The 14,096-nt window shown below is 64.1% G+C and carries 11 protein-coding genes; 7 read left to right on the top strand and 4 right to left on the bottom strand.

Annotation, left to right across the window (positions count from 1 at the left end; translation table 11 throughout):
- The first annotated feature begins 128 nt into the window (after positions 1 to 128).
- The 4 genes from AACH87_RS16090 (at position 129) to AACH87_RS16075 (ending at position 7,876) form a co-directional block, all read left to right on the top strand.
- A complete protein-coding gene (locus AACH87_RS16090; protein WP_338795493.1) occupies positions 129 to 1,391 on the top strand; it encodes an efflux RND transporter periplasmic adaptor subunit in 1,263 nt (420 codons plus the stop codon).
- Between the two features lie 27 nt (positions 1,392 to 1,418).
- Positions 1,419 to 4,676, top strand: coding sequence for an efflux RND transporter permease subunit (locus tag AACH87_RS16085; protein ID WP_338795492.1), 3,258 nt, complete (start codon positions 1,419 to 1,421; stop codon positions 4,674 to 4,676).
- A gap of 25 nt (positions 4,677 to 4,701) precedes the next feature.
- Positions 4,702 to 6,195, top strand: a complete 1,494-nt coding sequence (locus tag AACH87_RS16080; protein WP_338795490.1) for an efflux transporter outer membrane subunit — start codon at positions 4,702 to 4,704, stop codon at positions 6,193 to 6,195.
- A gap of 244 nt (positions 6,196 to 6,439) precedes the next feature.
- Positions 6,440 to 7,876 carry an NAD-dependent succinate-semialdehyde dehydrogenase gene (locus tag AACH87_RS16075; RefSeq protein ID WP_338795489.1) on the top strand — a complete coding sequence of 479 codons (1,437 nt, stop codon included), beginning with the start codon at positions 6,440 to 6,442 and terminating at the stop codon, positions 7,874 to 7,876.
- A gap of 267 nt (positions 7,877 to 8,143) precedes the next feature.
- Here AACH87_RS16075 and AACH87_RS16070 read toward each other — a convergent pair whose 3' ends face one another.
- Positions 8,144 to 8,476, bottom strand: a complete 333-nt coding sequence (locus tag AACH87_RS16070) for a hypothetical protein (protein WP_338795487.1) — start codon at positions 8,474 to 8,476, stop codon at positions 8,144 to 8,146.
- Positions 8,477 to 9,003: 527 nt separating this feature from the next.
- Here AACH87_RS16070 and AACH87_RS16065 point away from each other — a divergent pair.
- Entirely contained in the window at positions 9,004 to 10,029 is a 1,026-nt protein-coding gene (locus tag AACH87_RS16065) for a helix-turn-helix transcriptional regulator (protein WP_338795486.1), read from the top strand.
- A 214-nt stretch (positions 10,030 to 10,243) separates the two neighbouring features.
- Positions 10,244 to 11,875: a tannase/feruloyl esterase family alpha/beta hydrolase gene (locus AACH87_RS16060; protein WP_338795484.1), complete on the top strand. Its 1,632-nt coding sequence runs from the start codon at positions 10,244 to 10,246 to the stop codon at positions 11,873 to 11,875.
- A 61-nt stretch (positions 11,876 to 11,936) separates the two neighbouring features.
- On the opposite strand, the gene AACH87_RS16055 is transcribed toward AACH87_RS16060, so the two are convergent.
- Positions 11,937 to 12,359 (bottom strand): hypothetical protein, encoded by a 423-nt coding sequence (locus AACH87_RS16055; protein ID WP_338795483.1) that lies wholly within the window; start codon positions 12,357 to 12,359, stop codon positions 11,937 to 11,939.
- Between the two features lie 120 nt (positions 12,360 to 12,479).
- Here AACH87_RS16055 and AACH87_RS16050 point away from each other — a divergent pair, with 120 nt between their 5' ends.
- A complete protein-coding gene (locus AACH87_RS16050) occupies positions 12,480 to 13,385 on the top strand; it encodes a LysR substrate-binding domain-containing protein (RefSeq protein WP_338795482.1) in 906 nt (301 codons plus the stop codon).
- Between the two features lie 6 nt (positions 13,386 to 13,391).
- On the opposite strand, the gene AACH87_RS16045 is transcribed toward AACH87_RS16050, so the two are convergent.
- The gene (locus AACH87_RS16045) at positions 13,392 to 13,796 is read right to left on the bottom strand and encodes a TerB family tellurite resistance protein (RefSeq protein ID WP_338795481.1); all 405 of its coding nucleotides are present in this window, start codon (positions 13,794 to 13,796) and stop codon (positions 13,392 to 13,394) included.
- A 69-nt stretch (positions 13,797 to 13,865) separates the two neighbouring features.
- Positions 13,866 to 14,072 carry a hypothetical protein gene (locus AACH87_RS16040; protein ID WP_338795480.1) on the bottom strand — a complete coding sequence of 69 codons (207 nt, stop codon included), beginning with the start codon at positions 14,070 to 14,072 and terminating at the stop codon, positions 13,866 to 13,868.
- Positions 14,073 to 14,096 lie beyond the last annotated feature (24 nt).

Below are 14,096 nucleotides of genomic sequence, written 5' to 3'. Positions count from 1 at the left end.
TTTGCCTGCCATTTTTCCGGGTGCGTGTCCGTGCCGTGGTTTACCCACAAGTCACAGCGGCGCACTGCCCGGGTTACGACACGACCGAATGACCGAATGACCGAATGACTGATACGGAGGAAAACACCATGGATCACAACACATTGCTTTCATCTCCCCGCCGCCGCTGGTGGGCTGCTGCGGGTGCCCTGGCTGCTGCTGCGGCTGTGGCCGGTGGCGCAAGCCTGGGCTTGCGCGACTCTCATGCCGAAAGCACCCCTGCTGGGGGCGCGCCTGCGGGCGTTCCCGTCTCTGTGGCTGCCGTGCTGCAAAAAGACATTGCCTTGTGGGACGAGTTCTCAGGTCGGCTCGAAGCCGTGCAGCGTGTGGATGTACGCCCTCGCGTTGCAGGGGCTCTGCTGGCGGTGCACTTCCGCGAAGGCGCGCTGGTGCGCCAGGGCGATCTGCTGTTCACGGTAGACCCTGCGCCTTACGCTGCAGAGGTGGACCGTGCCGAAGCGCAGGTGGCGGCGGCCCAGGCCCGTCTGTCCTATACCCGCAGTGAGCTGGAGCGTTCTACCCGCCTGCTGCAGGAGAGCGCCATTGCCCAGCGCGAGCACGACGAGCGTCAAAACGCCCACCGTGAAGCCGATGCCAACCTGCGTGCAGCCCAGGCCGCTTTGCAGACGGCGCGTCTGAACCTGTCTTACACCCAGGTGCGAGCCCCCGTGGCAGGGCGAGTGGGGCGCATCGAAGTCACCGTAGGCAACCTCGTGGCCGCAGGGGCGGGGGCTCCGGTCCTCACGTCGCTGGTATCGGTCAGCCCCATTTACGCCAGCTTCGATACCGACGAGCAGATCGTGGTCAAGGCCCTGCAGGATCTGCAAAGCGGCTCCAAGGGCCAGAGCGCGCGCCAGCTCATCGAGCGCATTCCGGTGCAGATGGGTACAGGCACCAGTGGCGGCACGCCCTACAACGGCCATCTGCAACTGATTGACAACCAGGTGGACGCCCGAAGCGGCACGGTGCGGGTGCGTGCCGTGTTTGACAACGCCGACGGCTCGCTCATCCCCGGTCAGTTCGCCCGCATCCGCATGGGGCAGGCCCGCAACACCCAGGCCGTGCTGATCAATGAGCGCGCCGTGGGCACAGACCAGAGCAAGAAGTTTGTGATGGTGGTGGCAGAGGGCAACAAGGCTGAGTACCGCGAGGTCACTCTGGGTGCCCCTGTAGATGGGCTGCGCGTTGTGACATCAGGCCTCAAGGCGGGCGAAACCATTGTGGTCAATGGCCTGCAGCGGGTGCGCCCCGGTGCGGTGCTGGCCCCGCAAGCCGTGCCCATGGCAGCCAAGGCCGAGGTGCCCGGTGAGCGCAAGCAAGCCCAAGGTGCCAGCAAGTCGCCCGCCGTCTGAGTGGAGTGAGGAACCAGGAATTTTTGTATGAACCTGTCCCGTTTTTTCATTGACCGCCCCATCTTCGCCGGGGTGCTGTCGGTGCTCATCTTTCTGGCGGGCCTGATCGTATTGCGCGGTCTGCCTATCTCTGAGTATCCTGAGGTCGCACCACCCTCCGTGGTGGTTCGTGCCCAGTACCCCGGTGCCAACCCCAAGGTGATTGCCGAGACCGTAGCCACCCCGCTGGAGGAATCCATCAACGGTGTGGAAGGCATGCTCTACATGGGCAGCCAGGCCACCACCGATGGCACGATGACGCTGACCGTGACCTTCAAGCTGGGCACCGACCCGGACAAGGCGCAGCAGCTGGTGCAAAACCGTGTCTCTCAGGCTGAGCCGCGACTGCCTGAAGAGGTTCGCCGCCTGGGCATCACCACCGTCAAGAGCTCTCCCGACCTGACCATGGTGGTGCACCTGGTATCGCCCAACAACCGCTATGACATTGACTACCTGCGCAACTACGCGGTGCTCAATGTGAAGGACCGGCTTGCTCGCATCGGCGGCGTGGGCCAGGTGCAAATCTTCGGCGGGGGCGACTATTCGATGCGCGTGTGGCTCGACCCCCAAAAGGTCGCGCAGCGTGGCCTGTCGGCCAGCGATGTGGTAGCCGCCATCCGTGGTCAGAACGTGCAGGCTGCGGCCGGTGTGGTGGGCGCATCGCCAGGTCTGCTCGGTGTGGACCTGCAACTGTCCATCAACGCTCAGGGCCGCCTGGGCAGCGAAGAGGAATTTGGCGACATCATCGTCAAGACCGGTGCCGATGGCGCAGTGACGCGCCTGCGCGACATCGCCCGCCTGGAGCTGGGTGCCGCCGACTATTCGTTGCGCTCGCTGCTCAACAACGACCCCGCTGTGGGCATGGGCGTGTTCCAGGCGCCGGGCTCCAATGCGCTCGATATCTCGGCCAATGTGCGCAAGACCATGGACGAGCTGCAGAAGAACATGCCCGAAGGCGTGGAATACCGCATTGCGTACGACCCCACGCAGTTCGTGCGTGCGTCCATCAAGTCGGTTATCCAGACGCTGATTGAAGCCATCGCCCTGGTGGTGATCGTGGTGATCCTGTTCCTGCAGACCTGGCGTGCGTCCATCATTCCGCTGCTGGCGGTGCCGGTGTCGGTGGTGGGCACGTTTGCCGTGCTGCACCTGCTGGGTTTCTCCATCAACGCCCTGAGTCTGTTTGGCCTGGTGCTGGCCATCGGTATCGTGGTGGACGACGCCATCGTGGTGGTGGAGAACGTGGAGCGCAATATCGAAGAAGGCCTCACCCCCCGCGAGGCCACCTACCGTGCCATGCGTGAAGTTTCCGGCCCCATCATCGCCATTGCGCTGGTGCTGGTCGCGGTGTTCGTGCCGCTGGCGTTCATCAGCGGGCTCACAGGCCAGTTCTACCGCCAGTTTGCGGTCACCATCGCCATCTCTACGGTGATCTCGGCCATCAACTCGCTGACCCTTTCGCCAGCGTTGAGCGCGCTGCTGCTCAAGGGGCACGATGAGCCCAAGGATGCGCTGACCCGCGGCATGGACCGGGTGCTGGGGCGCTTCTTCGGCGCGTTCAACCGCGTGTTCCAGCGCGGCTCGAACGCCTACAGCGGTGGTGTGCAGCGCGTCATCACCCGCAAGGCGCTGATGTTGGCGGTGTACCTGGCGCTGGTCGGTGTGACCTGGGGCCTGTTCAAAGTGGTGCCCGGCGGCTTCGTGCCCGCGCAGGACAAGCAGTATCTGGTGGGCTTCGCGCAGCTGCCGGACGGTGCGACGCTGGACCGCACGGACGACGTGATCCGCCGCATGGGTGAGATCGTCAAGACCAACCCCAATGTGGAAGACGCCATCGCCTTCCCGGGGCTGTCCATCAACGGCTTCACCAACAGCTCCAACGCAGGCATCGTGTTCGTCACACTCAAGCCCTTTGCCGAGCGTACCCGTGCCGACCAAAGCGGCGGTGCCGTGGCCATGCAGCTGAACCAGGCGTTTGGCAGCATCCAGGATGCGTTCATTGCCATGTTCCCGCCGCCTCCCGTGGCAGGCCTGGGCACCACCGGTGGCTTCAAGCTGCAAATCGAAGACCGTGCCTCTCTGGGCTATGAAGCCATGGACGCCGCAGTGAAAGCCTTCATGGGCAAGGCCTACCAGACGCCTGAGCTGGCTGGCCTGTTCACCAGCTGGCAGGTCAATGTGCCGCAGCTGTACGCCAACATCGACCGCACCAAGGCCCGTCAGCTGGGTGTGCCGGTGACGGACATCTTCGATACGCTGCAGATCTACCTGGGCAGCCTGTACGCCAACGACTTCAACCAGTTTGGCCGCACCTACAGCGTGCGTGTGCAGGCCGATGCGGCCTACCGTGCGCGGGCTGAGGACGTAGCCGCGCTCAAGGTGCGCTCTAGCACGGGCGAGATGGTGCCGCTGTCGGCGCTGATGAAGATCGAGCCCAGCTTTGGCCCTGAACGCGCCATGCGCTACAACGGCTACCTTGCCGCTGATGTGAACGGCGGCCCCGCGCCCGGCTTCTCTTCGGGCCAGGCTCAGGCGGCGATCGAGCGCATCGCGGCCGAGACGCTGCCCCAGGGCATCACGTTTGAATGGACCGAGCTGACCTACCAGGAAATCCTGGCGGGCAACTCCGCGGTGCTGGTGTTCCCGCTGGCCATCTTGCTGGTGTTCCTGGTGCTGGCGGCGCAGTACGAAAGCCTTACGCTGCCCATTGCCATCATCTTGATCGTGCCCATGGGCTTGCTGGCGGCGATGACGGGCGTGTGGCTCACCAAGGGCGACAACAACGTGTTCACGCAGATCGGGCTCATCGTGCTGGTGGGGCTGTCGGCCAAGAACGCGATCCTGATCGTGGAGTTTGCGCGCGAGCTGGAGTTTGCGGGCCGCAGCCCGGTGCAGGCCGCCATTGAGGCCAGCCGCCTGCGTCTGCGCCCCATTCTGATGACCTCGTTGGCGTTCGTGATGGGGGTGCTGCCTCTGGTGCTGTCCACCGGTGCGGGCGCAGAAATGCGCAGCGCCATGGGCGTGGCCGTGTTCGCCGGGATGATCGGGGTGACGGCCTTTGGCTTGTTCCTTACGCCCGTGTTTTATGTGCTGCTGCGCAAACTGGCAGGCAACCGCCCGCTGGTGGAGCACGGTGCGCATGTGGCGCCCATTTCTCACACCCCGCACGGCCCTCAGGCGGGCCACGCCGCGGGCAGTGCCCACCCTGTGCTGGCAGCTCCCAGAAACCCGCATGACGCGGCCTGACCCCGCTGGAAGCAGGAGAACCTACATGACAGACAACGTGATTCTCTCGGGGGGCATGACGGCCCCCACCGCCCGCAGGCGCAGCCTGCTGGCCCCTGTGGCTGCCGCACTGGTGCTGGCGGGCTGCATGACGCAACCCGTAGTGCCCGCGCCGCACGCGGGTGTGCCGGTGCCTGATGCGTTCAGTGCAGGCGCACAGCAGGCGGCTGTACCGCCAGCACCGTGGACAGTGGCGCCGCCCGCTGAGGCACAGCCCCGTGGCGAATGGTGGCTGGGCTTTCAGGATGCAACGCTGGTCGACCTGGTGCAGCGCGCAGGTAATGCCAACACCAGCATCCAGCAAGCTGCCGCCCGGCTGGCCGAAGCCCGTTCGTTGCTGCGCTCGGCCGATGCTGCACGGTCTGTGCAGGTAGGCGCATCCACCGGCGTGACCCGCCAGGCAGGGGCTGCCACCACAGGTGGTACCACACCCGCCACGCTGGGCACTGCAGCGCTGAATGTGTCTTACGAATTGGACCTGTTTGGCAAGCTGTCCCAGACCAGCGACGCCGCGCGGCTGGACGCCGATGCCCGCGCTGCGCTGCTGCAAAGCACGCGGCTCATGGTGCAGGCCGATGTGGCGCAAACCTATCTGCAGCTGCGCGCTGCACAGACCGAACTGCAGCTTGTGAATGAGAGCCTGGCCGCCTACCAGGACACACTGCGCCTTACGCAGCGGCGTTTGCAGGCGGGCGACGTGGCCGAGCTGGACGTGGCCCGTGTGCAGACCGAGGTGGCCGCCACCGAGTCTGAAGCCATGGCGGTGCAGCGCCAGCAAGCCTTGCTGACCCACGCCTTGGCGGTGCTGGTGGGAGAGGTGCCGGGCAGCTTCACACTGCCCGCTGCGGTGGGCGATGCAGCCTTGCCTGTCATCCCCCCCGGCGTGCCGGGCACGGTGCTGGCGCGCAGGCCTGACGTGTCGGCCGCGCAAGCCTCGGTGCTGGCTGCCCAGGCCCGGGTGGGCGTGGCGCAGACGGCGTGGTTCCCGGCCATCACGCTCACGGGCAATGCAGGCCACGCGTCGCCCGAGCTGGGCGACCTCTTCAAGTGGTCGGCCCGAGCCTGGGGGGTGAGCGCCTTGCTGTCCTTGCCCCTGTGGGATGGCGGCCAGCGCGACGCCCAGGTGCAAGGTGCCAACGCCCGCCTGGAGCAGGCTCTGGCCAGCCACCGTGAGCAGGTGCTTGGCGCCTTCCGCGAGGTGGAGGACCAGTTAGCCTCCCTGCGCTGGCTGGCCGGGCAAGCCGAGGCGCAAGACCGCGCCGTGGCCGCAGCCCGCCGTGCCACGCAGCTGTCTGACACGCGTTACCGCAATGGCTTGGTCAGCCAACTGGAGTTGCTGGACGCCCGCCGCAGCGAACTGCGCAACCGCCGCCAGGCGCTGCAGGTGCGCACGGCCCAGTACACAGCCACCGTGGGGCTCATCCGTGCCCTGGGGGGCGACTGGGGCGATGCCGCCCCGCGTGTGGCCGTAGCACCCTGACCAGCGGGTGAAGGTGCCACGCTGTGTGCCGCGGCGCGGGCTGTTGGCGGAGCGCAAAGGTTGGGATCGCAGTACCCACACCTTTGCCTCGGGTTGTCATACAACCATGGCGGCCCGCTAGCGCTGCGCCTATAGTGTGGGGCGCGCTTGGGTTTCAACGCCGTGTTGGGGTTCAAGCCAATTCATCAGGGGGCCCGGCCCGGGGCTGGCCACCGTCTTTTGTTTTCACCACAGGAGTTTTTGCATGAGCTACCCCCACACCCGTCTTTTCATTGCAGGCACTTGGCAGGACGCTGCAGACGGCAAGACCATCGCCGTGCACAACCCCGCCACCGGCAAGGAAATTGGCCGGGTGGCCCACGCTGGCAAGGCCGACCTGGACCGCGCCCTGGAAGCCGCCCAAAAGGGCTTTGAAGCCTGGCGTGACATCCCTGCCGTAGACCGCGCCAAGACCATGCGCCGCGCGGCTGCGTTGATCCGCGAGCGTGCCGACGCCATCGCCGCCATCATGGTGCAGGAGCAGGGCAAGCCCCTGGCCGAAGCCAAGGTGGAAACCATGTCGGCTGCAGAAATCATCGAGTGGTTTGCCGACGAGTCGCAGCGCGTGTATGGCCGCATCGTGCCCTCGCGCAACCTCAAGGCCCAGCAGATGGTGCTGAAGGACCCCGTGGGCCCCGTGGCGGCCTTTACGCCGTGGAACTTCCCCATCAACCAGGTGGTGCGCAAGCTGGCCGCCGCCCTGGCCGCAGGCTGCTCCATTCTGGTCAAGGCCCCTGAAGAGACGCCTGCCAGCCCCGCCGAGCTGATCCGCGCCTTTGCCGACGCTGGCGTGCCCGCAGGCACCGTAGGCCTGGTCTATGGCGACCCTGCCGAGATCTCTGGCTACCTGATTCCTCACCCCATCATCCGCAAGGTCACCTTCACCGGCTCCACCCCCGTGGGCAAGCAACTGGCTGCCTTGGCTGGCAAGCACATGAAGCGCGTGACCATGGAGCTGGGCGGCCACGCCCCCGTCATCGTGGCAGAAGACGCTGATGTCGAGCTGGCCATCCGCGTGGCCAGCGGCGCCAAGTTCCGCAACGCCGGGCAGGTGTGCATCTCGCCCACCCGCTTTCTGGTGCACGAAAGCATCCGTGCTGAATTTGTCGCAGCCTTCGCGCGCCATGCCCAAAGCCTGAAGGTGGGCGATGGCTTGGCAGAGGGCACACAAATGGGCCCCCTGGCCAACCCCCGCCGCATCACCGCCATGGCCGACTTGCTGGCCGACGCCGTGCAGCAGGGCGCACAAGTGGCCGCAGGGGGCCAGCGCATCGGCACCGAGGGCAACTTCTTCCAGCCCACCGTGCTGAACGACGTGCCCCTGTCGGCCCGCATCTTCAACGAAGAACCCTTCGGCCCCGTGGCCGCCGTGCGTGGCTTTGAAAAGATCGAAGAAGCGATTGCCGAGGCCAACCGCCTGCCATTTGGCTTGGCCGGTTACGCCTTCACCACCTCGCTGAAAAACGCCCACCTGCTGGCTCAGCGTCTGGAAGTGGGCATGCTCTGGATCAACCAGGCCGCCGCCCCTGCTGCCGAACTGCCCTTTGGTGGGCTGAAGGATTCGGGCTACGGCTCAGAAGGCGGTTCCGAAGCCATAGAGGCACACCTGAACACCCGTCTGGTGTCCATCATGAACCCTTGATGGGGTGACGTTGCAGGCCACCGGCTGGTGCGTGCAAGGCGCACTGGCTGGGGGCTGTGGCATCTGGAGGGAGTGCGTTGTGAGCCCTGTGGGGGCAGCGCTTGCCGCAGTTTGCTTTGTGCTGCAGTTTCTCGGGCTTCAACCTGCTGCTGTCGGTCAGGAGCAGCCGGTCATCTCAATCAAAAGTGGACACTCAACTAGAAGCGCGGAGGGAAACAAAATAACAGCTTTTGAACGACTCCTCGGCTGCCGGGTTAGGACGTTTGCTCATGATTGAGCGATAACTATCTCGACGCCACGAGCGCAGAACGTAATAGCGCCCCATGAGCTTTCAAAATCGGCAACCTCAATTTTGGTGTTTTCCAGCCCATCTGCAGATCGGTCATAGAACACCATTCCTCTCGTAGGCCGCGGGAAGCCCTCCTCGATCTTTAGATTGGCGGGCTGCCAAAACCGAAGTGTGACGCTGTCCATGTTTTTTTGAAGTGTCATCTCTATGAATGACTCGCTAGGCTGTTCTCTGTCAACGTGATAGCGAAAGTCGCTGATGGCGTACTCGTTTGGCCTGTTCAGAATGGGATGGAGTTTAGGTTCGTCCATTGATACGTGAATTCGTAATGAGAGTTTCGGACCCTACCGTCTAATGTTTGACGTGAGGTGCGGCCTGACAATAGCAGTCCGAGTGGCGTTTCTCAATTGAGACTGCCGCTCCACTAGCACCCCTTGTCATAGGGCAGAGTTGGGCCCAAAGCCGATATCCACCGCATCTTGCAGCTGGTTGCCTGGACTCCCTATCACGCGTCCTTTCTACCAAAAACACCTTCATATCTCGCAGCATCGCTCTGCGTAGTCTCCCCCAAGGGCTTTCTCCGCGATAGCTCGCAATCTTGCCGACTCTGACGGATGCAGTGTCTGCCTTCAGGGGATGTTTAGTGAATTTGCTATTTATTTAACAGCTGCTTGCGCTTGATGGGTAAGCGCTAGAGGCTGTTTTTGATCAGTTTTCAGCATCTGCAAACAGTTCCTGCACTCTCCATCTCGATCGCGCGAAAGGCAGGGCAGCCCCGGATACATAAAGCCCCTGGGTTGAGATAAATTGGTTATGAAAAATAACCAGGAGACACCCCATGGCCCCCATTGCCCGTGGCGCAAGAAAGCAAGAGCCTTTGCTGGGGCACCTGCCGCCTTTGCGGGCGCTCAGCACCAGTTTGCTGGAGCTGACGGCCCTGGCGCAGAAGGTGGCGCCCCAGCAGATGCTGCATGAGGCGTTGCAACTGCTGCAGCGGCTGGTACCGTTTGACTCGGCCTGGTGGGGGGAGGTGTCTGCAGGCAATGCGCAGGCTGCGCCGCGCAACTGGTTGCACGGCAGCATCGGCTTGAGCCAGCAGTTTGCGCAGGAGTGGAATGCGCTGGCGGCGGTGGACGATTTCGCGCGCCTGTCTATGGACCGCCTGGGTGAGGTCATTTGCGAAAACGGCCCCGATGCTCCGGGTGCCATTCCGCCGGAGATGGAGGCTTTTAGCCGCCGCCACGGGTTGTTCCACTGCATGGCCATCACGGTGGAATTGCCTGCCAGCGGCCTCATGTTCTTTGTCTCCATCTACCGCAAACCGCAGGGCTTGCCGTTTGGTAGCGTAGAGGCAGAGCTGTTTGGCGAGTTTGTCCCCCATCTGCTGTGCCACTGGCATCACGCTCTGCACCGCCTGCAAGCGCTGCCTGCCAGCCATCCATGGGACCACCACGCGCTGGCAGAGCCTGATGGCAATCTGCTCTACGTGGGCTTGCGCCTGGGGCAGGCGCTGCAGCAGGCCGATCCGCACTGGTCTGGCCCCGCGTTGCCTGCGGACGTCTGCGCTGGCTTGCGCAAGTTGCCGTGCAGCGTGGCCGTGGGCAAAAACGCCCGCCTGCGGCTGGAGGCCTGCGGCCCCCTGGTGCTCATCAGCCTGGCAGCGCGGCAGCAGGGGGGCAGCCATATGCCGCTGGCCCCGCGTGAACTGGGCGCGGCCACCCTGTATGCCCATGGCCATTCGTATAAAGACATTGCCTCTGCCCTGGGCCTTTCGCCCGCCACGGTGCGCACCTATCTGCGCAGCGCCTACACCCTGCTGGGCGTGCGCAACAAGGTCGAGTTGGTGAGCGCGCTGCGCAAATAGTGGTCTTATGGCGCTGCAGCATCGGCTGTAGCCGTCTGCACCAGCGCTCAGGACTTTCCCTTCCCCTCTGCATTTGCAGAGGCTTTTTGCAGCCCCTGGCCTCCTATCGTGACGCCTGGAGTCTTCGCAATGCCGTTCACCCTCTGCACGCCGGGTGCTGCGTGCTGCATGCGAAGCCTCTGCAAAACCATCACCACATGAGGAGACTTTGCCGATGAATTCCCCCCACTTCCATCTGCCTGCCAAGCACCCGTCAGGCCCCGGTCTGACAGGGCACCGTGCAGCGGGCGCGGCGCTGGCCATGGCTGCCGCACTGGCCTTGAGCGCCTGCGGCGGCGGCAGCGATGGCACGCCACCCCCTTCCGCACGCCCCCTGGCTGAGGCTTGCCCGAGCTATCGCCCGGCTGCGTTGCCTGGCAACGCCAAGGTCACAAAAACGGAAGTCCGCAAGTCCAACGGCAGCCTGCCGGATGTGTGCATCGTGCGCGGAGAGATCGTCTCGTCGGCCGAGTCCACCATCCACTGGGCGGTAGAGCTGCCCAGCGGCAATACATGGAACGGCAAGACCCTCACGATTGGCGGGGGCGGCTTTGATGGCTTCATCCCCACGGACGATCCCTTCTATCAACAGCTTGTCGGTCCCTCTGCCAACCCATACGTCAAGATCAGCTCGGACTCCGGCCACGGGCCTACCGGTTTCTCTTGGGGCAACAGCGATGCAGCTCTGCGCAACCACGCGTTTGAGGCTAACCACCTGGCTCTGGAAGTGGGCACCGCCATCGCCACCGACTTTTATGGCAAGCGCCCCGTGCGCCGCTACCACATGGGCCATTCCAACGGCGGCCGGTCTGCCTTGGCGGCTACGCAGCGCTACCCCAGGGATTACGACGGCGTGATCGCCATGGAACCCGCCATCAGCCAGCAGGCGCACCAGGTCAACCTGGGCCCCACGGTGCTCAAGCACATTTTTTCCAAGCCTGAAAACTGGCTCAGTGCGGAAAAGATTGCCCTGTATGCCAAGGCCGAGACAGCAGCTTGCGACGGTCTGGACGGGCTCAAGGACGGCATCATCGGCAACGTGGAGGCCTGCAACTACGTACCCACAGAGCTGCTGTGCAAGGGGGCTGACAACGATTCCTGCCTGACAGCGGGCCAGATCGAATCCATCCGCCTGATCTATGCCAACCACGACACGCCTGTCACGCTCTCACGCGGCGCGCGTGGTTACCCCCGCTACGGACGCGGCGGCGCATCCACGTCAGACTGGAAGGATTACATGTTTGGCAACAGCTTTGCCGCGCGTGATTCGTTCAACTTCATGGCGGCGCAAGAGGCCGCGCGTCTGGTGGAGGCCAACCCCCAACTCAGTCTGCTGGACCACGACCCCACGCGCTTCCCATCGCAGTATCTGCGCCTGGCCGAGATGATCGACTCCACCAACCCGGATATCTCGGCATTTGCCGACAACGGGGGCAAGTTGCTCATCTGGTATGGCCTGGCCGACACCTGTGTGTCTGTGTACCGCACGGCTGAGTACTTCGGGTCGATGAAGCAACAACTGGGCGCAACCAAGGCCCGTGGCTTTGCGCGCATGCTGACCTCGCCGTCCGTGGGGCACAACCTGGATGGTGCGGGCACAGACCCACTTTCCATCGACCTGCTGACCGCCCTCGACAACTGGGTGGAAAAGCAGACCGCACCTGACAAGCTGGTGGCAACCAAGTTTGCCGAGGGCAGCAAGACACCCGTGCTGCAGCGCCCTGTGTGCGAATTCCCTCAGTTCCCCCGCTACAACGGCACGGGAGACCCTGCCAAGGCGGAGAGCTTTACCTGCTCTGCGACCTGAGGGTGAGCTCCCACGGAGCCCTTCCAGGGCTCCGCGGGGCTTTTTCCTTGCCGGGCCTGCATCAGGCCGCTTGCGCGCCTTGCACAGGGGCAGAGGTGTTGCGCTGCAGCAGCTTGATCAGCACATGCAGCCCCAGGGCGATGGCGAGCAGGAACAAGGCCCCCAGCCCCCAGATGCCCCAGGCCAGCACGGTCACTGCTCCGGCGAGGGCGGGAACGCTTTCCAGCGTGGATTGCAGCATGGGGCCTGCGGAGGCGATCCAGCTCTCCAGCGTGCGCAGCAGCTCGGGCGGTATCCAGCCCTGCAGCCACGCGGGCAGCATGGCGGCCTGGGCTGCTGCACTGCCTGCGGCACCCGCCGCACCAGCGGCCAGGGCACCGGCACTGGACATGGCCCACACCGTGAATGCGTGCGTGCCCCAGCACAGCAGTGACCAAAGTGCCAGCAACGACAACGACAAGAACCAGCTGATGGCATAGAACATGGGCACACTCCTTTTTTGAATACCGGATCAAATACAGCGGCTCAGTATGGAGATGGAGCCCAAAAATAGACACCAGTATGGGTCGAACCTAGTATTCGGTTTTTTCGAACTGGGGGCCGCATGCTCAATTACCGTCATCTCTACTATTTCTGGATGGTTGCCAAGGAGGGCGGCTTTGCACGGGCTGCCGACAGGCTGGAGATGGCGGTGCAGACCATCAGCGCCCAGGTGCGTGAGCTGGAAAAGTCGCTCGGGCACCAGTTGCTCAAACCCTCGGGGCGCGGGGTCGCGCTGACAGAGGCTGGGCAAGCCGCCTACGTGCGGGCGGAGGAAATCTTTCAGCTGGGCGAGTGCATTACCGATGAGGTGCGCGTGGCGGCCAGCAGCCCTGCTGCAAGGTTGTCGGTAGGGCTGTCGGACGGTATCTCCAAGCTGGCTGCACATGCATTGCTGGAGCCTGTGCTGGCAACCCCCAACCTGCGGCTGGTGTGCCATGAAGGGGAGTTTGACGAGCTGCTGTCCGAGTTGGCATTGCACCAGCTGGACGTGGTGCTCGCCGGGCAGGCCGCGCCCCGCAACCCCCACCAGCGCCTTTCCAGCGAGCGCATTGCACGCACGGCCGTGCAGTGGTATGGCCCTTCGTCCCTGGTCAAAAAATCGGCGCGCGACCGGTTTCCGCAATCACTGCAAGACCTGCCTGTGTTGCTGCCCACCATGCATTCGCCCCTGCGGTCCACGCTCGATGCCTGGTTCCATGATCTGGGCCTGCGGCCGCGCGTGGTGGGAGAGTTTGAAGACAGTGCCTTGCTGGCCGTATTTGCTGCTCGGGGGCTGGGGGTGTTCCCGGTCAGCCAGCTGGGTGCGCAGGACGTGGGCCTGGTGCGCGGGCTGCGCCTGTTGGGCGACAGCGCTGACGTGCATGAAGAGGTCCACGCTATCTGGTCACGGCGCGGGCAGCACCACCCTTTGGTGCGCCAGATGGTCAGTGCCGCCAGCGCTGCCGTTGCAGGGGTGACAGAGCGGTAGTTCGCCCTATGCCTGTGCTGCAGCGGCTTCGAATTGCCAGTGCCTCAGCGCGGCTTCCATCACCCATGCCTCTGCAGGCGCAATGTGCCTGTCGGCCTGCGCTGCGGCATCCGCAAAGTACAGGGCCTGGTGTTGCAGGTGGGCGTCCGTCACTTCTGCCAGCAGCGCAGCCAGCGTACTTTCGTCAATGCTGCCGGTGAGCAGTCGCCGGTCACGCATGCCCATCAGCAGGTCTTCGCACAAGGTATGAAGCACGTTGGCAAACTCACCGGGCGGCAGGCCCAGCTCGCACTCGATGTCGCGCCCGTACAGGGCATCCAGCTCCGAGCGGCTGACATGTCCGTCGGCAATCAGCAGCAAGGCAACGATGCGTGCGGCTGCGTGTGGGCTGTTGTGGGGGTAGCTGCGCATAACGGTTTCCTCACAAATCGAAGGTAAACAAGTTGGGCTGGATTGCAAAAGGGAACGTTGAACGGCTTCTCAGTCGGAATAGGCGCGTAGCCGCCTGGTGCGACGTTGACTGTCATGCAGTGGGGGGCTCTCGCCCTGGATACGCACAGGCACCAGAGTGGGCATGCGGCGCTGACTCAAGCGCTGGGCCCACTGCCACAACAGCTGCAAGACCTGCTCGCGCAACGCTTGCAGACGTTGCATGACTGTGGGGCGCAGGGTTCGGCGGGTTTTCATCAGGCATCTCCAAATGAGTGAAGC

Source organism: Acidovorax sp. DW039 (assembly GCF_037101375.1).
In the GTDB taxonomy this organism is placed as follows: Bacteria; Pseudomonadota; Gammaproteobacteria; order Burkholderiales; family Burkholderiaceae_C; genus Acidovorax.
Note: the sequence above shows the minus strand (reverse complement) of the source record. Positions and strands in the feature narration are given on the sequence as shown.